Here is a 24,295-nt window from a genome sequence, read left to right as displayed (position 1 = left end):
TCGCCGACGAAGACGGACAAGGCTCCGGCCCGGCCGTCGGCTTCGCCTACCTCGACACGTCCGCCACTCCCGGCGGCGTCCCGGTCGCCCTGGCCCTTCCCGTCCCGGCCGGCGTTCCGCGCCGCCGGGCCGACCGACCGACCCGGGCACGAACGGGCAGGGCCGTTCGGCGTTGACCCCGGGGAAGAATTTCGCGAGGACACGTTGACGCCGGGCGGTCGATCCCCAAGGCTGGCCAGCGGCCCGGGGAATCTGTCGATCAGTCAACTCGACCGACAAGGTGTTGAGTTGGAAGTTCCCGCGGCCCGGAAGGGATCCTCCGATGCGTCGTGCCCCGACCCTGCTCGCGGCCCTCCTCCTGGCGGTGGCCGCCGCCCTCGCCGCGCCCTCGGCCGCCCTCGCCTCCGATCCCGGAGCGGCCGGAGTGCCCGCAGCGGCCGCCGCTGCGCCGGAGGCTCCCGCGGCCTCCCCGGCCTCCGCGCCCGCCGGCTGTCGCACCTATGCCGTCATCGGCGAACCGAGGCAGTTCGGGGAGTGCACCGGAATCGACCCGCTCCAGACCTGGACGCTCCAGGCCCACTGCGCGTGGACCCTCAGCGGCCGAGTCTACGACTTCTACGTCAACAGCTCGGTGATCGTCGGCAACACCGCCACCTCCGTGGACTGCAGTCCGGGGCACTTCGTCGACGTGCGGATCCTCCTCGGCTACCGCCTGCCGCCGGAGGAGGCCGGCCCGGTCCTCCCGCCGGGCCCGATCACCGGACTCGCGGGCACGTGCATGGAACTCCGGAACGGCAGTCCCGAGGACGGGACGAAGGTGCAGATCAGCGACTGCACCGGCGCGGCCGGCCAGATCTGGCGGCTGCCCGTCGGCGGAACCGTCAAGGCGCTGGGTAAGTGCATGGATGCGGTCGGCGGCGGTACGGCCAACGGCACCAAGGTGCAGCTCCTCCTCTGCAACGGCACCGCCGCCCAGCAGTGGTACCCGATGCCGGACGGCCAGATCGTCAACCCGCAGTCCAACCGGTGCCTGACCGTCCCGGGGGCCGACCCGACCAATGGCAACCAGCTGGTGCTCCGGGACTGCGCGGGCGGCGCCGGCCAGCGCTGGGTCCTGCCCTCCTGACGGGTGTGCCGAGGGGCGGGCCACCTGGTTTCGACCGACGGATCCACCGGCTCCGCGACGTCGTCGAACGCCGCTTCGGCCGGTTGAAGCAATGGCGTGGCCTGGCCACCCGCTCCGACAGGACCCGCGAGTCCTACCAGGCCGCCGTCACCATCGGCTCAGTCCTGCTCCGGACCCGACCTTTGAAGGCGATCCTCAGGGATTGGCCGACCTTCCCGCCGGGCGGCGCCTGCCGGCCGCAGCCGCCGTGCTGCCCGGCGGTGTTGTCGTACCCCCTCGGTACGGTCGGTCCATGAGCGTCTCTCTCTACTACTCGGCCGACCGGGCGATGCCGCGGACGGATGCCGAGACCGCCACCGTCGAGCGCATCGTCGCCGCGCACACGTCGTCGTTCCCCTACCAGGACGAGGAGGGCCTCTCCCTGGACGACGACGGCACCGGGCCGGACGGGATCCTGGCCGGGTCCACGAAGCTGCCGGGCGACCCCGGGCGGATGCTGCCGGTGATGGTCCACGTGCTGGGCGCCGTCACCGAGTTGCGCCGCGCGCTGCCCGGAGCGGAGTGGCGTGTGCACATGGACGACCTCGACGTCCCGTGGGACGAGCAGGACGGCTACGCCTTCCCCGGCATGCACGACGCGGATCTCGCAGCCGCCTTCGGCGACTTCTGACGGCCGCTCCTGCGGTGTCGGGGAGGGTTCCCCGACACCGCAGGGCGCGCGAGGCGGAGCGGGCCGTCAGCCGGTGAGGCGGTCGGCGGCCTCGTCCTCGCTCAGGGCTTCGATCTCGGCGATCAGCAGGTCCTCGACGCGGGCGGCGAGGGCGGCTGCGGTGGAGAGTTCGAAGGCGTCGCGGATCGGTACCTCCAGGCCGACCCCGGCGCGGATGCGGGCGACGACTCGGGTCACCAGGAGAGAGTCCCCGCCGAGGGTGAAGAAGTCGTCGAGCACCCCGACCCGGGGCAGGCCGAGGACCTCCTGCCAGAGCTGCGTGACGAGGTGTTCGGCGTCGGTGCGCGGGGCCAGGTACTCGGCCCCCGCGGTCGGGTCGGGGGCGGGGAGGGCGGCGGTGTCCAGCTTGCCGTTCAGGGTCAGCGGCAACCGGTCGAGCAGGACGACGGTGTCCGGGACGGCGTAGGCGGGCAGGCGCCGGGCGAGGTGTTCGCGCAGGGCGTCCGGTGCCGGCTCGGCGCCGGACGCGGGGACGGCGTAGGCGACCAGACGACGGCCGGCCAGGACGACGGCCGCCGCCCGGGCGACCTCCGGGTGGTCGGCCAGGGCGGCCTCGATCTCGGCCGGTTCGATCCGGTAGCCGCGCAGCTTGACCTGCTCGTCCGTGCGGCCGAGGTACTCCAACCGCCCGTCGGAGCGCCAGCGGGCACGGTCCCCGGTGCGGTACATCCGCGTCCCGGTGAACGGGTCGGGGCGGAAGGCTGCGTCGGTGAGGTCGGGGCGGCCCAGGTAGCCGCGGGCGAGGCCGGTGCCGCCGATGTGGAGCTCGCCCTCGGAGCCGCGGGGGAGCAGGGCGCCGCGCTCGTCGAGCACGTACAGCCGCACCCCCGGCAGGGGCCGGCCGAGCGGCGGGCGCCGGGCGGCGTCCGGGGCGGTGAGGTCGCCGGCGGTGGCGATGACGGTGGCCTCGGTCGGGCCGTAGGTGTTGACCAGCCGGACGGTGTCGCCGTGCCGGTCCCGCCAGCGTCCGACGGCGTCGGCGCGGGCCTCGGAGCCGCCGAGCACCACCAGCCGCAGGGCGGCCGGCCACGGGGTCTCGCCGTCGAGCGAGACCAGCTCCTCCCAGTACGCGGTCGGCAGGTCGAGCACGGTGACGGACGGCCCGTGCGGTCCGCGCAGCAGCTCGGGCAGGGTGCGTCCGCCGCCGGGCAGCAGCACGACGCACGCGCCGGTGGCGAGCGCCGGCCACACCTCCTCGGCGTGGGTGTCGAACCCGATCGAGGCGAACTGGACGATCCGGTCGGCGGGCGTGAGCCGGTAGCCGTCGGGCCCCGCCATCCAGTCGACCCGCGCGGCGAGGGCCGCGTGGTCGACGGCCACCGCCTTGGGGGTGCCGGTGGACCCGGACGTGTAGAGGACGTACGCGAGCCCGGCCCGCTCGTCGCCGGGGGCGGGGTCGGAGACCGGCCGGACGCGGAGTCCGTCGCCGTCCTCGTCGGTCAGCAGGAGGACGGCGCCCGATTCGCGGAGCATCAGCCGCCGCCGCTCCTCCGGGTGGGCCGGGTCGAGCGGGAGGTAGCCGGCGCCGGCCTTCCAGACCGCCAGCAGCGCGACCACGAGGTCGAAGGACGGCGCGATCCGCACCGCCACCAGCTGCCCGGCGACCGGGCCGAGCCGGCCGGCCAACTCGTCGGCCAGGCGGTTCAGTTCGGCGTAGGAGAGGGTATGGCCCCCGCACTCCAGCGCCGGGGCGTCCGGCGCGGTGGCGACCCGCTCGGCGAACCGCTCCAGGACCGGCGGCACCGGTCCGGACGCCGGCCCGGTGCCGAGCGCGAGCAGCTCGGCGCGTTCGTCCGCGCCGATCAGCCAGTCGCCGTGCAGCGGCAGCACCGCGTCCTCGACCACGGCGACGAGCAGGGCCCGGCACCGGTCGCCGAGCGCCGTCACGGTGGCCTCGTCGAAGACCTCCCGGTCGAAGCAGAAGGAGAGCGTCAGCCCGCCGTCCGGGGTGCGCCAGCTGTCGAGCAGCAGGTCGGTCTTGGCGCGTTCGAACCCGGAGTCCATCGAGGCGGTACGCACCCCGGCCGGCAGGTCGGACCCGCCGTCGCCCCCGGCCAGGTCGTACTGGCTCTGGTGGACGAACACCGCCTGGTAGAGCGGCGCCGCGCCGGCCTCCGCGGGCAGGCCCAGGTGGGCGGCGAGCCGTTCGACCGGCACGTCCTGGTGGCTCAGCGCGCCCAGGGTGGCGGCCCGGGCCCGGTGCAGCACCGTCCGGAAGTCCGGCTCCCCGGTGAGGTCCGCGCGGATCACGCCCGTCCGGGTGAAGTAGCCGACCAGCGCCTCCTGTGCGGCCTCGGTGCGGCCCGCCAGCGGGGTGCCGACCAGGAAGTCTCCGGTGCCGGTCCAGCGGGCCAGCACGCATTGGTAGGCGGCCAGCAGCACCATGAACGGGGTGCAGCGCTCCCGGCGCGCCAGCGCGTCCAGGGCGGCGGTGAGGCCGGGGTCCAGGCTCACCGTGGCGAACCCCGCCGGGTGCAGCGGCTCGGCCGGACGGGGACGGTCCAGGGGGAGCCGTAGCCGGCCGGTGCCGGCCAGCTTCTCGGCCCAGTAGCGGAAGGCCGCCTCGGCCCCGCCGTTCGCCGCGCGGTCCTGCTCGGCCCGGGCGACGTCGCCGTACCGCAGGCCGAGCGGTGCCAGGCCGGCCGGCCCCTCGCCGGTCTCCTCCCGGTAGAGGGCGAGCAGCTCGCTCCAGAGGATCCGGAACGACCAGCCGTCCGACACGATGTGGTGCACCACCACGGCCAGCGCGTGCTCGTCGGGCCCGGACGAGATCAGGACGGCGCGCAGCGGCGGGCGGGCGGCCAGGTCGAACGGCGCGTTGACGGCCGGACGGCAGGCCTCGGTGAAGTCCCGCTCCCCGGCGCCGGGCGCCAGCTCGACCAGGTCGAGCGGGACCGGCGCGGGCGGCTCGACGAGCTGGACGGGCGCCTCGCCGTCGAGGGCGAAGCGGGTGCGCAGGGTCTCGTGCCGGTCCGTCAGCCGGGTGAGCGCGGCGCGCAGCGCCTCCCGGTCGAGCGGGCCGCTCCAGCGGCGGCAGAGGTACATGTTGAAGCCCGCGTCGGCGGGGTGGAGCTGCTGGAGGAACCAGAGGCGCCGCTGCTCCTCGGTGAGCGGGTGGGCCGCCCCGGTGGGGCGGTCGGCGCCGGTCGTGCGGTCGGTGGGAGTCATCGGGCGGCGGCCTCGGTTCCGGTACGGCGCGCGGCCGCGACGGCTGCGGGCGAGGTGGGGACGGGAGCGGGGGCTGGTGTGGTGCCGGGTGCGGCGTCGGGCGCGACGGTGCCGGGCGCGACGGCGTCGGCGCGGCCCGAGAGGGTGGCGAGACCGATCAGGTCGTCGGGCTCGGCGTCCGGGACGTCGCGGTCGAAGTGCCGCAGTGCCGGGACGGCCAGGCAGACCAGTACGAGCAGGGCCATGGCCAGGCCGAACAGCAGGTAGAGGAGACCGATGCCGCGTCCCTCGCCGGTGCCGATCAGCCGTCCCACGGTGCCCGCGAGCGGGCCGTTCTCGTCGACCCACGGCTGGACCAGGCGGGGGCCGAGCGGAGCCACCAGGGCGAAGCCGACCGGCAGGGTGGACCAGGCGACCATGGTGTTCACCGCGATCACGCGGCCGTGGAACCGGAGCGGCACCTTGGTCTGGACGATGGTCGCGTAGACGCCGTTGACCAGGCCGAGTCCGTAGGCCATGCCGAACGCGCCGATCGAGACCGTGAGGACCGAGGGCCGCAGGCCGGTCACCAGGCAGGCGACGGCCAGGCCGAGGGTCGCGACCAGGACGCCGCGCAGCCGCAGCCGTCGGGGACCGCCCCAGACGAGCAGGGTCAGGCCGCCCAGGACGGCGCCCAGGCCGGCCGCGACGGAGACCCAGCCGGCCGCCGCGAGCGGGGCGAAAGAGAGCACCAGCGGGGTGGTGAGCAGGAACAGCGGCGAGAGGAAGATGTTGAGCACCGCGAAGAACAGCAGCATCGCGCGGAAGTGCCGGCTGCCGAGCGCACGCCGGAACCCGGCGCGGATCTCGGCGGCGACGCTCTCCCGCCGCCGCGCGGCCATCACGTCCGGGAAGCGCACGGCGAGGGTGACCGCGGTGGCCACGACGTAGCTGGCGACGTCGAGCGCGAGGATGCCGCCGAGGCCGAGCACGGAGAGCAGGCCGACCGCGAACAGCGGCACCAGGAACTGGGCGAGTCCGAAGGCCATCTGGACGATGCCGTTGGCCCGGCCGAGGAAACGTTTCGGTACGAGCTGCGGGACGGCGGAGTTCCAGGCGAGCCGCTGGAAGGTGAGCGCCGTGGAGAGGACCGCGATCAGCACGTACGCGTGCCAGACCTCCAGACCGTCGGTCAGGTACAGCAGCAGCATCACCGCCTGGGTGAGGCCGGCCGCCACGTCGCCGTACAGCATGATCCGGCGCCGGTCGCCGCGGTCCACGACGGCGCCGGCGATCGGCGCGGCCAGGATGCCGGGCACCAGCCCGCAGGCGGCCAACAGGCCGAACTGGGCGAGCGATCCGGTGGTCAGGTAGATCCACACCGGCAGGGCGAACTCGGTGAGCGCGGAGCCGATCATGGAGATCTGCTGGCCGGCGGCGACGCCGAGGAACCGCCGCATGGTCGGCCGGGTCGACGGCGCCTTCGGGCCCCGGGAGGCAGGCGAGGTGCCCGCGGCGTTCGGCGAGGCGTCCGCGGCGGCGGGCGAGGCGTCCGGGACGCCGACCGGCTGCTCAGCCCCGTCCCGGGAGAGCCCGGCCAGCCACCAGGTGGCGCCCTCGCTCCGCCGGTGCCGTTCCTCCTCGCCGGCCGCCACCGAGCGGTGCACGGTGGTCAGGATCTCGGCGAGCTCGGCGGCCCGGTACTTGAGGTAGAAGTGGCCGGCCTCGTCGAGCACCACCACGCCGGTGGTGTCGCTGAGACGGTGCCACTCCCGGTACCGCTCCTCGTAGAACTCGGTGGCCGGGTCCCGGTCACCGCAGACGGCGATCACCGGTGCGGCGATCCGGCCGTCCTCGCTCTCGAAGAGCCGGGTGAAGTACTGCTCGGCCTCCTTGGTGCCGATCCGGCGGTTGCCGACCATCAGGCGCAGCTGCTCGGTCCCGACCTCGTCGGTGTCCAGACCGGCCGCCGCCAGGGCGTTGATCATGCCCTGGTCGCTGCGGAGCCGGTCGGCGACCCTGGCCCACCATTCGCCCACGGCGGCGCCGCGTCCGCGCGGCCGGGCGAACGGGAAGATCCCGCCGAGGTGGACGGCCTCGATCTCCCGTCCGGCCGCCTCCACCCGCCGGGCGATCTCCACGGCCAGCCGGACGCCGACGCCGCAGTGGCCGTAGAGGACGATCCGCCCTTCCACGGTGTCGACGATCTCCTGTGCGCAGAGGGCGGCCACCTCGTCGATGTCCATCGCCTCCTCGCCCAGCTCGTGGCCGGGGACGGCGAGCGAGTGCAGTGCCCAGTCGGCGGGCAGGGCGTCGGCGAGCGGTTTGTAGATGAGCGCGCTGCCGCCGCCGTACGGGGTGCAGACGATGCTGGCGGTCGTCCGCCGGCCCGCCGGGGTGAGCCGGTGCAGCAGGCTGCGCGGTCCGCGGTCCGCGTGCGGGTCGCTGAGCAGGGCGGCGAGGCGCCGGACGGTCGGGTACTTGAAGAGGTCCATCACCCCGACCGGGGTTGGCAGTTCGGGGTAGGTGCGGCGCAGCCGGGCGACCACCTGGGTGGCGAGCAGCGAATGGCCGCCGAGTTCGAAGAAGTCGTCCAGCGCCCCGACCCGGGGGACGGCCAGGAGTTCGGCCCAGAGTCCGGCGAGGTACTCCTCCTCCTCGCCCTCCGGTTCGACGTACTCGCCGGTGGCTGCGGGCTCCTCGGGCTCGGGCAGCGAGCGCCGGTCGACCTTCCCGTGGGCCAGCAGCGGCAGCCGGTCGAGGACGACGAAGCGGGCCGGGACCATGTAGTCGGGGAGGACCTCGGCGAGGGCCTCGCGCAGGTCGGCGGGTGCCGGGGCGGGACCGCCCCCCGGGTGTTCGAGGTAGCCGACCAGGGCCTGGCGCAGCCCTTCGCCGCGGGCCAGCACGACGGCCTGGGTGATGCCGGGCAGGGCGGTGAGGGCGGCCTCGATCTCCCCGGGCTCCACCCGGTAGCCGCGGACCTTGATCTGGTCGTCGGCGCGCCCCAGGTAGTCGAGGGTGCCGTCGGGCCGCCAGCGGGCGAGGTCGCCGGTGCGGTAGAGCCGGTCGCCGGTCGCGCCGAACGGGTCGTCGACGAACCGCTCGGCGGTGAGGTCGGGGCGGCCCAGGTAGCCGCGGGCGAGCCGGTCGCCGCCGAGGTACAGCTCGCCGGTGACGCCGGGCGGCACCGGTTGCAGCGTCTCGTCCAGGACGTGGCAGCGGGCGCCGGCGAGCGGGGCGCCGATGGGGGTGCTGCCCGGGCCGTGGGCGCCGGCGGTGACCTCGTGGACGGTGACGCCGACGGTCGCCTCGGTGGGGCCGTAGTGGTTGAAGACGGCGCACCGGCCGAGGGCGGCCAGCTCGGCGGCCCACGGCCAGGCCGAGGCCTCCCCGCCGAGCACCAGCGCCCGGCGCGGCAGCAGCCGCTCCATGGGGGCGTCGGCGCCGAGCGCGGCCAGGTGGGAGGGGGTCATCTTGAGGTAGTCGAGCTCCAGCGCCTCGATCTGGTCGGCGAGTTCGGCGCCGGCGATCCGGCGCGGCAGGAGGTGGACCCGGCCGCCGGTGGTCAGGGCGAGGTAGAGCATGGTGATGCTGAAGTCGAAGGACAGCGACTGGAGCAGCCCGTACGCGGCGCCCGGCTCGATCCGCAGCCGTTCCCGCACGCCGGCCAGGTAGTTGAGGATCTGGCGGTGCTGGACGGCGACGCCCTTGGGTGCGCCGGTCGAGCCCGAGGTGTAGATCACGTAGGCCAGGTGGTCCGGGCCGGAGACCTCGTCGAGCGGTTCGGCGTCCGGGGCGAGCGGATCGGGGCCGGGCGCGGCGCCGTCGGCCGGTCCGGTGTCGAGCAGCAGTTCGGCGCCCGCGTACCCGGGGAACCGCTCCCGCAGCACCGAGTCGGTGACCAGGACCCGCACCTCGGCGTCGGCCACCAGGTGGGCGAGCCGGGCGGGCGGCTGCTCCGGGTCCAGCGGCAGGTAGGAGCCGCCGGACTTCAGGACGCCGACCAGGGCCGCCGCCAGCTCGGGGGACTGCTCCAGGCAGACCGCGACCCGGTCGTCCGGGCCGACGCCGAGTGCCCGCAGGCGGCGGGCGAGGCCGGTGGCGCGCTGCTCCAGCTCGCGGTAGTCGACGGTGCGGTCCTCGAACACCAGGGCCGGGCGCTCGGGGTGGGCCCGCGCGGTGGCGGCGAGCAGCGCGGTCAGCGTGCCGGGGGCGGTGGCACCGCTGTCGGCGCCGGTTCCGGCGGCGGTGACGGGCAGCGGCGGGCCGGCGGCCCAGGTCTCCAGGACGTCCCGCCGCTCGCCGGGGGTGAGCAGCGGCAGCCGGGAGACCGCCCGGCCCGGGTCGGCCGAGGCCGCCGCGACCAGCAGTTCGAAACGCTCGACCAGCCGCCGGACGGTGGCCGCGTCGAAGAGGTCGGTGCGGTAGGTGAGCAGCCCGTACAGGCCGCCGTCGGACTTCTCCCGCATGTAGAGCGCGAGGTCGGTGCGGGTGGTGGCGGCCTCGTGGCCGAAGCTCTCGCCGGTCAGCGCGCCGGTGGCGGAGCCGGTGGCGGCGTCGGCGCCGGTACCGGCGCTGCGGTCGCCGTAGTTCTGGAAGGCGAAGGTGACCTGGAAGACGGCGGACCGGCTGACGTCGCGCTCGATCTCCAGGTCGGCCACCATCTGCTCGAACGGCACCTCCTGGTGGGTGTACGCGTCGAGGGTGGTCTCGCGGACCCGGCCGAGCAGCTCGCCGAAGGTCGGGTCGCCCTCCAACCGGGCCCGGATCGGCAGCATGTTGACGAACAGGCCGACGACGTCCTCCAGTTCGCGGTGGAGCCGGCCGGCGACCGCCGAGCCGACCGCGAAGTCCCGCCGTCCGGAGTGCCGGCCGAGCAACACCTGCAGGGCGGCCATCAGCACCATGTAGGCGGACGCGTTCGACGACCGGGCCAACTCCTTGACACCGTTGCCGAGTTCGGTGCCCCAGTGGAATTCCAGGGCGGCCCCGTCGAAGGTGAGCACCGGCGGGCGCGGCCGGTCGGTGGGCAGGTCGAGTGCGGGGACGTCCCGGAGCGCGGTCCGCCAGTACGCGCGGGAGGAGGCCAGCGCGTCGCCGTTCAGGCGCTCGCGCTGCCAGTGTGCGTAGTCGCCGAACCGGACGGCGGGGGCGGCCAGGTTGTCCGGGGTGCCGTGGGCGTGCCGGGCGTAGAGCGCGTCCAGCTCGCGGTGGAGGATGTCGAGGGACCAGCCGTCACTGACGATGTGGTGCATGACCAGCGCGAGCACGTGCTCCTCGGCCGCGGTGCGGACCAGCAGGGCGCGCAGCAGCGGACCGCTGGTCAGGTCGAACGGCTCCCCGACCAGGGCGGCGAGCTCGTCGGCGGCCTGCCCGGCCGGGTCCGGTGCGGCGCAGGCGTCGACGAACCGGACCGGGCAGGGGGCCGGTTCGGCGACTCGGACCTCCGCGGTGCCCTCGGGGGTGCTCGGGAAGGTCATCCGCAGCGCCTCGTGGCGGGCGACGAGGTCGGTCAGGGCGGCGTCCAGCGCCGGACGGTCGAGCGGGCCGCGCAGCCGGCGGGCCGGCGCCAGGGTGAAGGCGGTGGACTGCGGGGCGAACTGGTCCATGAACCAGAGCCGTTCCTGCCCGCTGGAGAGCGGGGGAGCGGTGTCGGACGGCCGGGCGGGCACGGTTCTGGCGGGGGCCGAGGCGGCGCGCAGCCGCTGGGCGAGCAGCGCGCGCTTGGTCGCGGACAGCCCGGTGGCAGGGTCCTGGGTGTCGGTCATCGGTGTTCCATTTCGGCGCACGTCGGTGGCGGAGGTGCCGGTGGGGCGGATCCGTCGCGGGAAGGGGAGGGCGGCGCGCGGTGGAGCGCGCGCCGCCCGGGAAGGTCAGCGCAGTTCGCGGACGGCCGCGGCGATGCCGAGCGGGGTGGGAGTCGCGAAGAAGACGTCGAAGTCGAGCTCGACGCCGAGCAGGTCGCGGATCCTGGCGGTGATCTGAATGATCGTCAGGGAGTGTCCGCCGAGTTCGAACAGATCCTCCTCGGGCCCCAGGTCGGGCAGCCCGAGCACCTCGGCCCAGACGCCGAGGACGGCCGTGAGCACCTCGTCGCGCTCCTCGGACCCTGCTCCCTCGGCCGTGCCCGCGGCCCCGGCGGGCGTGCCGACCGGCACCGGCGGGACGGGCAGGGCCCGGCGGTCCAGCTTGCCGTTGGGCGTCAGGGGCAGCCGGTCGAGCACCGCGAAGCGCTGGGGGACCGCGGCGGCGGGCAGCAGCCTCTGGAGGAAGGCGCGCAGCTCGGCGGCGTCGGGGGCGGTGTCGGGGGCGGCGTCCGGGGCGGCGGTCCCGGTCGCGGGGACGAGGTAGCCGGCCACGAACGGCTCGCCGTCGTCCCCCTGGCGGACGGCCGCGGCGGCCTCGGCGACGCCGGGGTGGGCCAGCAGCGCCGCCTCGATCTCGCCGAGCTCGATCCGGTGGCCGCGGATCTTGACCTGGTCGTCGAGCCGCCCGAGGAACTCCAGCTCGCCGTCGGCGGTCCAGGCCGCGAGGTCCCCGGTCCGGTACAGCCGGCCGCCGGTGCCGGAGGTGCGGGCGGCATCGAACGGGTCCTCGACGAAGCGTTCGGCGGTCAGCCCGGGGCGGCCGAGGTAGCCCTCGGCCACCCCGTCCCCGCCGAGGTGCAGCTCGCCCGGCACGCCGATCGGGAGCGGCCTGCGCCGCCGGTCCAGCACGTAGGCCCGGGTGTTGGCGATCGGCCGGCCGATCCGGACGGCCTCCGGACCGGAGGGTATCTCGGCGCAGGTCGACCAGATGGTGGTCTCGGTCGGCCCGTAGACGTTGAACAGACGGTCCGTGCCCGCCCGGAGGTCCCGGGCCAGCGGCAGCGGCAGGGCCTCCCCGCCGGCCAGGCCGGTCAGGCCGGACGGCAGCGGGCCGGCGCCGATCAGGACCCGCCAGCCCGAGGGGGTGGCCTGGACGTGGGTGACGCCCTCGCGCTCGATCAGGGCCCGCAGGCCCGGTCCGTCGACGGCGAGGCCGTCCGGCGCCAGCACCAGCCGCCCGCCGGTGACCAGCGGCAGCAGCAGTTCGAGGGCGGAGATGTCGAACGAGAGGGAGGTGAGGCCGAGCCAGACGTCCCGGGGCGCGGAGCCGAGCCGGTCGGCGAAGGCCGAGAGCAGGTTGACCAGCGCGCGGTGGCCGATCTCGACGCCCTTGGGGCGGCCGGTGGAGCCGGAGGTGTAGAGCACGTAGGCGAGTCGGCCCGGCGCGGTTCCGCCGTCCGTGGCCGCCCCGCCGGCCGGGCGTGCGCGGTCGGCCCCGGCGCCGGGCGCGGGGTGGGCCCCGGGCGCGGACGCGGCTTCGGCCGGCCGGAGCACCCGGGGTGCCGCTGCCGCGACCTCGGGGGCCGGTTCGCGGTCGGCCAGGAGCAGGACGGCGCCGGAGTCGGCCAGGACGAACGCGAGCCGCTCGGCCGGGTAGCCGGGGTCGAGCGGCAGGTAGCCGGCGCCGACCGCGTGCACGGCGAGCAGGGCGGCGGGCAGGTCGGCGGTGCGGCTCAGGTGCAACCCGACCAGGTCGTCCCGGCCGACGCCCGCGGCGGACAGGGCGTCGGCCAGCCGGTCGGCGCGCCGCAGGAGCTCCCGGTAGGTCAGGCGTTCCACGCCGGCCACCACGGCGACGGCGTCCGGCGTGGCGGCGGCGCGCTCGCGGACCAGGTCGAGCACGGTCCGGTCGGCGGGGTAGGCGCAGGCGGTCTCGTTCCACCCGGTGGTGACGAGATGTTCCTCGGAGGCGTCGAGCAGCGGCAGGTCGCCGAGCACGGTGGCGGGGTCGGCCGTGGCGCCGGCGAGCAGGCAGGCCAGGTGTCCGGCGATCCGCCGGGCGGCGTGCGGTGCGAGGACGGCCGGGTCGTGCTGGAGGGAGAACACGACGGCCTCGGCGTCCTCGACCGCCTGGAGGTGGAGCGTGTTGCGGGACGCGTGGTGGAACACCGTCCAGTCGATCCGGGTGGCGCTGCCCGGGAAGACCGGGTCGGCGGCGGTGCGCCGGCGGTAGCCGAACGACACCGGCGCCAGCCCGACCCGGGGGGTGAGCCCGGGCACGGCCTCGCCGAACGGGACGGCGCGGTGGGCGGAGGTCAGCCGGACCTCGGCGCGGACGGCCTGCGCGTACTGCGCGAACGTGCTCTCCTCGCCGGCGTCGGCCGGGGCGTACACCGGCAGCTCGTTGACGAAGACGCCGATCTCGCCGGGCCGGTCCGGACGGCGGGTGGCGAAGGGGACGGCGACCGGCACCGACTCGCCGCCGTAGCGCCGGAGCAGGCCGTGCAGGGCGGCGAGCAGGAACTCGAAGACGGTGACCCCGCTGTCGCGCGCGGCGTCGGCCAGGGCGGCGCGGCCGGGGCCGTCGAGCCGCCAGGTGACGGCCTCGCCCGGCCCGGCGTCGGTGGTGGCCCGCGGACCGTGGGGCAGGACCGGCTCGGTGGCGGCGGCCCAGCGGGGGCCGTGGAACGCGGCGGCCCGACGGACGAGGTCGGGGTCGGGGCCGGCCGGAGCGCCGTCGGCGACCGCGGCGGCGTCGGCCGTGCCGGGGCCTTCCGAACCGGTGCCGGCGGCCGGGCCGGGCGCCCCGCCGTGCCGGGCGGCGTGCTCGGCGGTGTAGGCGGCGGCGAGGTCGGCGGCCAGCACGTCCTTGGAGTTGCCGTCGAACACCGCGTGGTGGGCCACCACCAGCAGCTCCGCCGCGCCGTCGGGCCGCCGGTGCAGGGTGAAGCGCGCGAGCGGTCCGGTGGCGAGGTCGAACGGGAGGGTGATCTCCTCGGTCAGCCGCTTGGCCAGGCCGTCACGGGTGTCGGCCGTCGTGTCGACCACGGTGAGGGCGGGCGTGCTCGCGGCCGGGACCAGTCGGACCAGGCCGTCCCGCTCGACCAGGGCGGAGGCGAGGGCCGGACGGCGGCCGACGGTGGCGGTGACCGCCCGTTCCAGGGCGCCGGTGTCGACCCGGTCGAAGGAGAACCGCAGCGCGAGGTGGAAGGTCTCCGGCGTGCGGGTCAGCCGGCTGGTCAGCCAGATCCCGTGCTGGGCCGGGGAGGCGGGGCTCCCGGTCGGTGCCGGGGTGTGCGCCGTTCTCGCGGGTTCCTCCGAGGTGGCGACAGGGCCGGGTGCGGCGGGGGAGTCGGACATGGCGTGCTCGATTCGGGAGTCGGAGACGGAGCTGCGTGACACGCGTCCGAGCGGGGCCGCGACGGTGCGGCCCGGGTGGACGGCGCGGCTGCCGAGTGGTGCCCGGCCCGCTCCTCGGACCGGTCGGCAGGCCGCTGTGGCAAGGCCGACCCGACTCCCAGGTTTCCCCCCTGATGCGTCAGGCGGTTCGATCCCCTCCCCCGTCGGAAGATCATTGGCCTGGACCTGCCGAGAGATTTCCACAGACCACATGCCTCGTCAAGGGTTGTCCACGACCTGGCCCGGACAGTCCAACGGTTCGTCAACTACCTTCTGTGACGTGCCAGCTGGGCCGCGCTCCGGGCGGGGTGCGGAGGCCGGTGCGGAGGCGCCCGCGGGCGCCTCCGCAGGGGGTGTCAAGTCGGGCCAAGTTGTCTGTACAGCTCTGGGTTCACTGTCCGTCATCGAAGCGCCATCGAACGGGTCCGTTCCCGTCCATCTCGGGGCCATAGACATAACGGGTCTGGGCCGAACGGAGGCCCAGTGCCCGTGTACAAGGAGTCACCCCCGATGAGTCCGAAGCCCGAACTGTCGCGCCGCACCCTGCTCGGTGGCGCGGCGGCCGCCGCCGTGCTGTCCGCCCTCCCCCTCAGCGTCCGCGAGGCGCTGGCCGCGCCGGCCAAGCCCGGCCGCCTGGCGGACATCCAGCACGTCGTGGTGTTCATGCAGGAGAACCGCGCCTTCGACCACTACTTCGGCACGCTGCCCGGCGTGCGCGGCTTCGGCGACCGGACGGCGGTGCGCGGGGTCAACGGGCGCTCGGTGTTCCACCAGCCCGACCCGAGCCGCAAGGAGGGCCACCTGCTGCCCTTCCCGATGAACGCCGCGCACACCAACGCGTACCAGCAGGGCGCCCCCGCGTTCGGCTTCGTCGACTCGATGAACGCCTGGAACGACGGCCGCGCCGACGGCTCGGTCACCCGCCGCTCCGGCGGCTGGCTCGGCCAGGGCTACTACGAGTCCGCCGACATGCCGTTCTACAACGCGCTCGCCTCGGTGTTCACCACCTGTGACGCCTACTACGCGTCGGTGCAGTGCAACACCAACACCAACCGCGAGCACCTGATGACCGGGACCAGCGGCGGCACCGTACGGGACACCCCGGTGACCGACAACACCGAGATCCCCGGCGGCTACGAGTGGACCACCTACGCCGAGCGGCTGGAGCGGGCCGGCATCAGCTGGAAGACCTACCAGGCGCTGGACAACTTCGACGACAACGCGCTCGCCTGGTTCGCCCCCTTCGTCAAGGCCAAGCCCGGTGAGCCGCTGTACGAGCGCGGCATGCGCGCCGTCGGCGACCCGGCCAAGAAGAGCGACCCGTTCGCGATGGGCGACGCCCTGGTCGAGGCCTTCGCCGCCGACATCCAGGCCGACACGCTGCCCCAGGTGTCGTGGATCGTCGCCCCCGCCGCGCTCTCCGAGCACGCCAACTACGCCCCGCCGAACGGCGAGCACCTGACGGCCCGGCTGCTGGCCGCGCTGGCCGCCAAGCCGGAGGTGTGGGAGAAGACCGTCTTCATCCTCAACTACGACGAGCACGGCGGCTTCTTCGACCACCAGCTGCCCCCCGTCCCGCCGCTGGCCGCCGGCCGCGGCAAGTCCACCGTGTCGGTCGACGGCGAGGTGGTCGTCCGGGTGAGCAAGGGCGGCTCCACCTACCACCGGGTGGTCAGTCAGGAGGGCAAGTACCGGGTGAAGGCGGCCGACGGCTCGCTCGCCTGGTCCGACACGCTGCCCGCCGGGGAGACCCTGGTCTCCGGCCCGTACCCGATGGGCCTCGGCGTCCGGGTGCCGATGATCGTCGTCTCGCCGTGGACCCGTGGCGGCGTGGTGGACTCCACCGTCTACGACCACACCTCGGTGCTGCGCTTCCTGGAGCAGCGCTTCGGCATCCAGGAGCCCAACATCAGCCCCTGGCGCCGGTCGGTCTGCGGCGACCTCACCAACCTCTTCGACTTCTCGGGGCGCGACCCGCGCTGGCCGCAGCTGCCGGACACCAGCGGCAACCGGCAGAAGGTCGTCGACACCGGCAAGCTGCCCGCGCCGACCGTGCCCAACCCGCAGACGTTCCCGCAGCAGCAGCGCGGCACCCGCGCGGCCCGCCCGGCCCCGTACAACCTGCTGGTCAAGCCCCGGCTGAAGGGCGACCAGCTGACCGTCGACTTCGTCAACCAGGGCAAGCAGGGCGCCGTCTTCGCCGTCTACCCCGCCCCCGGTGCCGCGCCGCGCCACTACACGGTCGGCGCGAAGAGCCGCCTCTCCGACGTGTGGACGGTCGGCCAGGACGGCTACGACCTGCGGGTGCACGGCCCCAACGGCGCCTTCTGGCACCTGCGCGGCGACCTCGCCTCCACCTACGAGATCTCGCTCTCCGAGGAGCAGAACGGCAAGGTCCTGGAGGTGGACGTGATCAACCGCTCGCGCACCGCCCAGACCTTCCTGGTCGGCGACCTCGCCTACGGCGACGGGCTGCGCGAGGTCCGGGTCGCGGCCGGCGACGACAAGACCGTCAACGTCAAGGTCGGCTCCGAGGGCTGGTACGACGTGGCGGTGGGCCTGCGCGGCGACGTCTCCTTCCGCCGCCGGATCGCCGGCCGCTTCCCCTGGGACGGCGAGCACCTGTTCACCGACCCGGCGATGGGCCTGACCGACCCGCTGGCGCTGGACGTCGCCCTCAAGGCCGCGTCGACGACCATCGACGAGGCGATCCTGCTGCCCGGCCGCCCGGCCCGGGTCACCGCGCGCTTCACCGCCACCGCCGCGCTGACCTCGATCGAGGCGCAGCCGGTCGTCCCGGCCGGCTGGACGGTCGCCGCCGTCACCGCGCCGCCGGCCGCGCTCGCGGCGGGCGCCACCGCCACCGCGGAGTGGGACGTCACCCCGCCGGCCCAGCTGCCGGACGGTGCCACCCACCGGATCCTGGTCACCGCCCGGGCGCTGGCCGACAACCGGTTCGCCGTCGCCGACGGCGAGATCGCCGCCCGCACCGCGCCGGTGATGGCCGGCCACCTGCTCGGCGAGGACTTCGAGTCGCTGGCCGGCGCGCTCCAGCCGATCTCCGGTGTCCTCGGCTGGACGCCGCAGGCGCCGCAGGGCTGGTCGGTGGTCAACGCGCCGGCGATGCCGCAGGGCACCACTCGGCTCCAGGGGTGGACCTTCCACACCAAGCGTGCCTGGTCCACCCCGGCCGGCCAGGACCGCGGCAACTTCACCCGCGGCCTCGGCATCCTGGCCGTCGCCGACCCGGACGACTGGGACGACACCGGCTCGCCGTCACGCAAGGGCGTCTTCGACTCCACCCTGGTCTCACCCGCCGTGCCCGTCCCGGCCGGCACCACGACCCTGCACCTGGCCTTCGACTCGCACTACCGCCAGGAGGCGCCGCAGAAGGCCGCGGTCAGCGCCGTGTTCGACGACGGCTCCGAGGTCCGGCTGGTCCACTACAGCTCGGACGCGACCGGCAACGACAACGCCGGCAAGGACGTCCAGAACACCTTCGTGACCCGGAAGTTCGCCGTCCCGGCGGGCGCCCGCACGGTCACCCTGAAGTTCCGGATGTACGACGCCGGCAACAACTGGTTCTGGGCCGTCGACCACGTCCGTCTCGACACCAAGCCCATCACCGGCTGACCTCTCCCCGCCGGCCGGCTTCCCGGCCGCGGGCCCGACGGCCCGTCCGCACCCCCGCCCCGGGGCGCGGGCGGGCCGTCCGCCGTCGCCGGGCGCTGTCAACAGGCGGAAACCCGTCCCGGGGCGCGGCGGACCGGACCGGAAAGTCACTGTCCGCAGCCGCCCCCTCACCGGTAGGAAAGGGGGGCCGGTGCGGACCGCCCGCACCCGCGAGAGGAGCCGCCTCGTGTCCCGTCTCCGCGCCGCCGCCCTGACCCTCGGCGCCGCCGCCGCCGCGCTCACCCTGACGGCGACCACCGCGCACGCCGCCCCCGGCGACACCCAGGACGTCTGCAACAGCCAGTTCACCCCGAGCGGCTGGGCCGACGTCCAGTGGTGGAACAGCTACGCCTGCGGCCCGGGCTTCAACCCGAACAGCCGAAGGATCATGCAGCTGACCGGCTACCCGATCGGCACCACCGTGAACGTCTGCTCCTCGGCGCTGCCGCCGTCCGGCTGGGTCGAGGTCAGCGCCTTCTACAGCAGCAGCTGCCGCTACTCGGTCACCCCGAGCTTCAACAACAACTCCTGGCAGCTCAAGCGCATCGCCTGACGACCGCCCGCGCGCGAGCGGCGACGGCCCACCGGTGCGGGACCGGTGGGCCGTCGCCTGTTCGGGGCCGACCGGCCCGCGTCGGCCCGCGTCGGCCCGCGCCGGGCCGGGTCGGGTCGGGGCCCGGGTCGGGGCGACGTGGCGGCAGCCCGGACGGCGCGGCGCCGGGGGACACTTCTCCGGACGGGCCGCAGTGGGCTCCGGTCGGTCCGGACGGCCGGCGATCCGACCCGTCCGGGCGGCCCGCCGCTCCGAACCACCGGGTGTGCCTGCGTGCCGCGCAGCCCGACTCGCCCCTGATCCGCCCCCGAACCAGCCCCGAGCGCCCCTGTCGCCGACCCGGGAGGTCCCGCCATGAACCAGCGCCTGCTCCGCCTCACCGGCGCCGCCACCGCCGTCTACGGTCTCGCCGTCGCCCGCCGCCCCGCCCTGCTCGCCCGCCCGTCCGGCCTCACCGCGCCGGACGGCTCGGTCCCCGCCGCCGTCGCCGCGTGCGTGCGCCCGCTGGCCTTCCGCGACGCCGCCTGCGGCCTCGCCATGGCGCTGGCGCCGAACGACTCGGCGCTCCGCGCCGCCACGGCCGTCCGGATCGCCTCGGACTTCGGCGACGCCGCCCTGCTCGCCACCGCCCTCCCGACCCGCCGGCACCGCGTGATGGCGGTCGCGGTCTCGGTCGGCTGGGGCGCACTCTCCGTCGCCGGCCTGCTGACGTCCGGCCGGGATCTCTCCACGCGTCAAGTCTCTTGATGATCGAGAGATAGGATCCGGGCTGTCCACCACCCGCCCCTTGTCCGGAGGGCGCCCCGCCATGCCCACTGCCCGTCCCGCCGCCCCGCCGAGCGCGCCGTCCCCCGTCACTCCCGGTGGCCGGCGGCGCCTGCGCCTGCTGGTCCCGCTCGCCCTGCTCGTCGTCTGGCTCGGCCTCGGCGGGGCCTTCGGCTCGTACGCGGGCCGGCTCGGGGAGGTCGCCACCAACGACCGGGCCGCCTTCCTGCCGCGCAGCGCCGAGTCCACCGAGGCCGCGCGCCTCGGCGAGGCGTTCCGGACCACCGACGCGATGCCGGTCGTCATCGTCTGGGAGAGCCGCACCGGCCCCGTCGACGACACCCGCCGCGCCGTCGCCGAGCAGGCCCTCCGGGCCGCCGCGGCCCTGCCCGGAGCCACCGGACGGGTCTCGCCCGCCGTCCCCGCCGAGGACGGCCGAGCCCTCCAGGGCGTCGTCCAGCTGCGCGCCGACCTCGGCCGGGAGACCGCGGACACCGTCCGGGCCGTCCGCGACCTCGCCGCCCGGGTACCCGACACCACCGTCGGCCTGACCGGGCCGGCCGCCATCCTCGCCGACCTGGGCGGAGCCTTCGCCGGCATCGACGGCCTGTTGCTCGGCGTCGCCCTCGGCGTCGTGCTGCTGATCCTGCTCGCCGTCTACCGCAGCGTGCTGCTGCCGCTCCTGGTCATCCTCGGCGCTGTCTTCGCCCTCGGCGTCGCCTGCGCGCTGGTCTACCTGCTCGCCGACCACGACCTGGTCACTGTCGACGGCCAGATCCAGGGCCTGCTGTCGATCCTGGTCATCGGCGCCGCCACCGACTACGGCCTGCTGCTCGCCGCCCGCTTCCGCGAGGAGCTGCACCTGCACGGCGACCGGTTCGCGGCCATGCGCACCGCCTGGCGGCAGTCGCTCGAACCGATCGCCGCCTCCGGTGCCACCGTCGCCCTCGGTCTGCTGGTGCTGCTCCTCTCCGACCTCACGAACAACCGGGCCCTCGGTCCCGTCGGCGCCATCGGCATCGGCTGCGCCGTGCTCTCCGCGCTCACGTTCCTGCCCGCCGCGCTGGTGCTGACCGGCCGCGCCGCCTACTGGCCGGCGCGGCCCGCCGCCGACGGCCGGCCACCGGTGCACGCCGTCTGGGGGCGGATCGCGGCGCTGGTCGCCCGCCGCCCGCGCGCCCTGTGGGCGGGCAGCCTCGCCGTCCTCGCCGCACTGGCCGCCTTCGCCCCGGGACTCGACGCGGGCGGCGTCCCGCAGACCGAACTGTTCGTCAAGGCCCAGCCCTCCGTGGCCGGCCAGCGGCTGCTCTCCGCGCACTTCCCCGGCGGCAGCGGGAACCCCGCCGTGGTGATCGCCGCCGCCGACCGGGCCGAGGCGGTCGCCACGGCCGCCGCCGTCCCCGGCGTGGCCGCCGTCCGCACCGTCACCGCCGGCGCCCCCGGCGGCCCGCCGCTGGTGGTGGACGGCCGGGTCCGCCTGGAGGCGACGCTCGGGGACCCGGCCGACAGCGACGAGGCGATCGCCACCGTGCAGCGCCTGCGGCAGGCCGTGCACGCCGTCCCGGGCGCGGACGCGCTGGTCGGCGGGTACACCGCCCAGCAGTACGACACCCGGGTCACCGCCGACCACGACCGCACACTGATCACCCCGGTGGTGCTGCTCTGCGTCCTCGCCGTGCTGGTCCTGCTGCTGCGCTCGCTGCTCGCGCCCGTGCTGCTCGCCGCCACCGTGGGGCTCTCCTACCTGGCGACGCTCGGTGTGAGCGCGGTGGTGTTCCCGCACGTCTTCGGCTTCTCCGCCGTCGACCCGTCGGTGCCGCTCTACGGGTACGTCTTCCTGGTCGCGCTGGGCGTCGACTACAACATCTTCCTGATGACCAGGGTCCGGGAGGAGGCGCTGCGCATCGGCACGAGGGAGGGGGTGCTGCGGGGGCTCACCGCCACCGGCGGGGTGATCACCTCGGCGGGCGTGGTGCTCGCCGCGACCTTCGCCGCGCTGGGGGTGATCCCGCTGGCTTTCCTCGCCCAGATCGCCTTCATCGTGGCCTTCGGCGTGCTGCTGGACACCCTGCTGGTGCGCTCGCTGCTGGTGCCGGCGCTGGTCCGGGACCTCGGCGACCGCGTCTGGTGGCCCGCCCGGATCGGCCGGCCGGCCTCGCGTCCGGCGACGCAGGATCCGACGGTGGAACGGGTCTGACGGCGGGCCCGCCGGGAGGCGGAACCCCCGGCCGCCCCGGCACGCGTCCGAGAGCGTGCGCCGGGGCGGCACCGTTAGGCTGAACGGATTGTCACCCCGTACGCCGGGCAACCCCCGTACCGGCTCGTACCCGACCGGAAGAAGAGCCCTTGCCCGAGCAAGAGGAACAGCAGGGGCGGGAGAGGCCGGAGCCCGGCACGGCGCCGACCGGTGACCACCCCTCGGCCGGCGACCGCTCCTCGCCCGGCACCCCGGCGCTCGGCCGGCTGCTCCAGGACCTCGCCTCCGAGATGAACCTGCTCGGCCACGGTTTCGCCGCCGCCAGCGGTCTGCACACCACCGACGTCCAGGCGCTGCTGGCGGTCATGCGGGCCGCGCCCGGGCCGGGCGGCGACCCGGGCGGGATCACCCCCGGGAGGCTCGGCGAGGAACTGGGCCTCAGCTCCGGGGCGGTCACCGCCGTCCTGGACCGGCTGGAGCGGGCCGGGCACGTCCGGCGGACCAGGGACGCCGCCGACCGCCGGCTCGTGGTGGTGCACTACCTGCCGGGCGCGGGACGGATGGCGGCCGAGTGGTTCGCGCCGGTCGCGCGCCGTACCGAGGAGGTACGGGGGGAGTTCACCCCGGACGAGCTGGCCGCCGTGGCGCGCTTCCTCGGGCGGATCACCGGCGAGCTGGAGGAGCTGCGGCACTCGCGCTGAACGGCCCCCGGCCCCCGGCCCCCGGCCCTCGGGCGGCCCCCGGCCGGGAGGCCGGGGCCGGACGGCGGGCCGGGATCAGCGCGGAGGGGCGATCCGGGCCCCGCCGTCCAGGACGGCCTCCACGGTGACGGCGCTCCGGGCCGGGCGTTCGACGGCGACGGCGCGGTCCGGCGCCGGCCGGTCGGCCGACCAGTCGGGGCCCTTGACGGCGATCCGGGCGGTCCGGCGGCTTCCGGCGGCCAGCAGGTACTCGGTGCCCTGCGGGGAGCGCCACCACGTCCAGCCGACAGTGTCCTGTTCGAACCGGCTGCACGCCCGGCCGGGCCCGCCGCCGGTCCGCTGCGCCGTCCTGGCCCCGGGCAGCAGGACGGCGGTCGCGACGCTGCCCTCGCCGTCCCAGCGGTCGGCGCGCAGGCAGACCCAGGCCGCCGTCCCCGCGTTCTGCGGCAGCTGCTGCACGGCGAAGGTCCAGAGATTGACCTGCCGGACGCCGGGCGTGCCGTCCGGTGCGGCGCACCCGGCGCGCGCCCAGGCCTGGAGCGCGTCCGGGCCGACCGCCTCGCGCGGTGACCCGGCGGGCTGGGCCCGGTCCGGCGGCGGCGTGTAGGTGAGGTGGGCGGGGAGGAGACCGCCGACGTCGGCGAGGAGGAAGGCGTGCTTCTCGGCGATCGCCGGGGAGGAGCGCAGTTGGAGCACGGTGGCGCCCTGACAGGTGGCGGTTCCCGGTCCGGCGGCCGGCGGGACGGCGGGGGCGCCGGGCGGTGAGGCCGCCGAGGTACCCGCCGGCCGGGCGGTCGGTGAGACGGCCGACGACGGGTCCGGTGCGGACAGCGCCGCGGTCACGCCGTCCGACCGGTCCACCGGGCGGGCGGGGGAGTCGGGCTGGTCGAGCCGGCGGCTGTCGGCCGCCTCGACCCAGGGCGCGAGCAGGTAGCGGGCGGTGGCGCCACGGCGGCGCAGCACCACCGCCGCCGTGGTGACCGAGGAGCCGTCCGCCCGGGCGAGGTCCAGCCCGCCGCCGCGGCCGTCGGTCCACCGGGCCAGCGTCCGGCCGTCGAACAGCACCACGACGGCGGCGCCGTCGACGGTGCCGGCGAACAGCAGCTGGGGCGGTCCGGCCGGCGGGGCGGCGACGGTGCCCGGTTCCGCCCGGCGCTGCGGGCCCGGCTGGGCCCAGACGGTGAGCGCCCGGCCGAGCAGGGCGGCGTCGGCGAGGCGGTCACCCCGGGCGGGCCAGGCGGAGAGGTCGATCCGGGCGGTGCGCCGCCAGCGGTCCGCGGCCACCCGGACCAGCCGGGCCGGGTCGGTCGTCGCGGCCCCGGCCGGTCCGGCCGCGTCGCCCGCGGGCGGGACCGGCAGGGCGCGGGCGGCCGGGGCGCGGTCGGCGGCGGGGGCGCCCAGGACGGCCGCCGTGGTGGTGAGCGCCAGTGCCGCGACGGCGAGCACGGCGCCCAGCGTGCGGCGGCGCCGGATCAGGTCGGTGGGCTGGACGCGGACCGCGCACGGGTCGAAGGCGGCCGGCCCCGCCGTGCCCCCGGCGTCCGCGGCGGACCCGTGCTCGGTGAGCAGCCGGGCGGCCCGGTCCACGGCTCCGTCGGGGTGGTCGACCCCGGCGCGTTGCAGCACCGCGGCGGCCCGGCCCGGGGCGACCCCCTCGACGGCGAGCAGCGCGAACGCCGCGCGGACGGGAGCCTCGGTCTCGGCGAGGGCCCGGTCGAGTGCCGCGTCCTCCTCGCCGCCGGTCGGCGTGAACAGCCGCAGTCCCCAGACCCGTGGTGCCAGCAGCCGGCCCGCCGGGCGCGGGCGCAGGGCGGCGCGCAGCACCGTCAGCCGGAGGGCGTCGTACAGCGGGCCCCCGCCGTCGGCCGTCCCGTCCCCGGACGTCCCGCCGTCGACGGGGTCGGCACCGGGCTCGTCGGGGGCACCGGCGGGGTCGACGGGCCGCGTGCGACGGTACGGCAGGGCGTGCTGGACGGCGGTGTGCGCGGCGAGGACCCGGCTGTGCCGGTCCCGGTCGGCCGGCAGGGCGAGGTAGGCGAGCCGGACCAGTCGGCGGTAGTGCCGGACCAGCGCCGCCTCGGCCAGTGCCACCGGTCGAGGGGACGCGCCCGGTCGCCCCTCCCGGGCCGGCTGCGGGTGGCCGTCCGGCTGCGGGTGGGGTCCCGGTCGGGCCGCCGGCTCCCGCTGCGGCCCCC

General features: G+C 76.0%; 11 protein-coding genes. 7 read left to right on the top strand and 4 right to left on the bottom strand.

Annotated features, from left to right (window positions below):
• Positions 1-322 precede the first annotated feature (322 nt).
• Both PUR61_RS22735 and PUR61_RS22725 read left to right on the top strand, forming a co-directional pair.
• Complete coding sequence (locus PUR61_RS22735; protein ID WP_329881164.1) at positions 323-1,126, top strand: ricin-type beta-trefoil lectin domain protein; 804 nt, start codon at positions 323-325, stop codon at positions 1,124-1,126.
• A 292-nt stretch (positions 1,127-1,418) separates the two neighbouring features.
• On the top strand, positions 1,419-1,796 hold the full coding sequence (locus tag PUR61_RS22725) for a hypothetical protein (protein WP_329881163.1): 378 nt from the start codon (positions 1,419-1,421) through the stop codon (positions 1,794-1,796).
• A gap of 66 nt (positions 1,797-1,862) precedes the next feature.
• Here the strand turns inward: PUR61_RS22725 and PUR61_RS22720 are convergent, their stop codons facing one another.
• The 3 genes from PUR61_RS22720 to PUR61_RS22710 all read right to left on the bottom strand — a co-directional run bounded on the left by PUR61_RS22720 (position 1,863) and on the right by PUR61_RS22710 (position 14,173).
• On the bottom strand, positions 1,863-5,024 hold the full coding sequence (locus PUR61_RS22720) for an amino acid adenylation domain-containing protein (protein WP_329881161.1): 3,162 nt from the start codon (positions 5,022-5,024) through the stop codon (positions 1,863-1,865).
• On the bottom strand, positions 5,021-10,774 hold the full coding sequence (locus PUR61_RS22715; RefSeq protein WP_329881160.1) for a non-ribosomal peptide synthetase/MFS transporter: 5,754 nt from the start codon (positions 10,772-10,774) through the stop codon (positions 5,021-5,023). Before PUR61_RS22715 ends, PUR61_RS22720 begins: the two co-directional genes overlap by 4 nt.
• A 105-nt stretch (positions 10,775-10,879) precedes the next feature.
• Complete coding sequence (locus PUR61_RS22710) at positions 10,880-14,173, bottom strand: non-ribosomal peptide synthetase (RefSeq protein ID WP_329881158.1); 3,294 nt, start codon at positions 14,171-14,173, stop codon at positions 10,880-10,882.
• A 549-nt stretch (positions 14,174-14,722) separates the two neighbouring features.
• Between PUR61_RS22710 and PUR61_RS22705 the strand changes: the two genes are divergently transcribed.
• The 5 genes from PUR61_RS22705 to PUR61_RS22685 all read left to right on the top strand — a co-directional run bounded on the left by PUR61_RS22705 (position 14,723) and on the right by PUR61_RS22685 (position 22,100).
• Positions 14,723-17,845 carry a phosphocholine-specific phospholipase C gene (locus tag PUR61_RS22705; protein ID WP_329881156.1) on the top strand — a complete coding sequence of 1,041 codons (3,123 nt, stop codon included), beginning with the start codon at positions 14,723-14,725 and terminating at the stop codon, positions 17,843-17,845.
• A 226-nt stretch (positions 17,846-18,071) separates the two neighbouring features.
• Complete coding sequence (locus PUR61_RS22700) at positions 18,072-18,437, top strand: hypothetical protein (protein ID WP_329881155.1); 366 nt, start codon at positions 18,072-18,074, stop codon at positions 18,435-18,437.
• 354 nt (positions 18,438-18,791) lie between these two features.
• Positions 18,792-19,184 (top strand): hypothetical protein, encoded by a 393-nt coding sequence (locus PUR61_RS22695; protein WP_329881153.1) that lies wholly within the window; start codon positions 18,792-18,794, stop codon positions 19,182-19,184.
• Between the two features lie 61 nt (positions 19,185-19,245).
• Complete coding sequence (locus PUR61_RS22690) at positions 19,246-21,399, top strand: MMPL family transporter (protein WP_329881152.1); 2,154 nt, start codon at positions 19,246-19,248, stop codon at positions 21,397-21,399.
• Positions 21,400-21,548: 149 nt separating this feature from the next.
• Positions 21,549-22,100, top strand: coding sequence for a MarR family winged helix-turn-helix transcriptional regulator (locus tag PUR61_RS22685; protein WP_329881151.1), 552 nt, complete (start codon positions 21,549-21,551; stop codon positions 22,098-22,100).
• Between the two features lie 75 nt (positions 22,101-22,175).
• Here the strand turns inward: PUR61_RS22685 and PUR61_RS22680 are convergent, their stop codons facing one another.
• Positions 22,176-24,191: a hypothetical protein gene (locus PUR61_RS22680; protein ID WP_329881149.1), complete on the bottom strand. Its 2,016-nt coding sequence runs from the start codon at positions 24,189-24,191 to the stop codon at positions 22,176-22,178.
• Between the last annotated feature and the right edge of the window lie 104 nt (positions 24,192-24,295).

It is taken from the genome of Streptomyces sp. BE20 (assembly GCF_036322525.1).
GTDB lineage: Bacteria > Actinomycetota > Actinomycetes > Streptomycetales > Streptomycetaceae > Kitasatospora.
Note: the sequence above shows the minus strand (reverse complement) of the source record. Positions and strands in the feature narration are given on the sequence as shown.

Bases quoted from the DNA above. Each gene is read 5' to 3' on its own strand.
- PUR61_RS22690 (WP_329881152.1), top strand. From the start codon at position 19,246: ATGCCCACTGCCCGTCCCGCCGCCCCGCCGAGCGCGCCGTCCCCCGTC.
- PUR61_RS22710 (WP_329881158.1), bottom strand. From the start codon at position 14,173: ATGTCCGACTCCCCCGCCGCACCCGGCCCTGTCGCCACCTCGGAGGAA.
- PUR61_RS22715 (WP_329881160.1), bottom strand. From the start codon at position 10,774: ATGACCGACACCCAGGACCCTGCCACCGGGCTGTCCGCGACCAAGCGC.
- PUR61_RS22705 (WP_329881156.1), top strand. From the start codon at position 14,723: ATGAGTCCGAAGCCCGAACTGTCGCGCCGCACCCTGCTCGGTGGCGCG.
- PUR61_RS22695 (WP_329881153.1), top strand. From the start codon at position 18,792: ATGAACCAGCGCCTGCTCCGCCTCACCGGCGCCGCCACCGCCGTCTAC.
- PUR61_RS22725 (WP_329881163.1), top strand. From the start codon at position 1,419: ATGAGCGTCTCTCTCTACTACTCGGCCGACCGGGCGATGCCGCGGACG.
- PUR61_RS22720 (WP_329881161.1), bottom strand. From the start codon at position 5,024: ATGACTCCCACCGACCGCACGACCGGCGCCGACCGCCCCACCGGGGCG.
- PUR61_RS22735 (WP_329881164.1), top strand. From the start codon at position 323: ATGCGTCGTGCCCCGACCCTGCTCGCGGCCCTCCTCCTGGCGGTGGCC.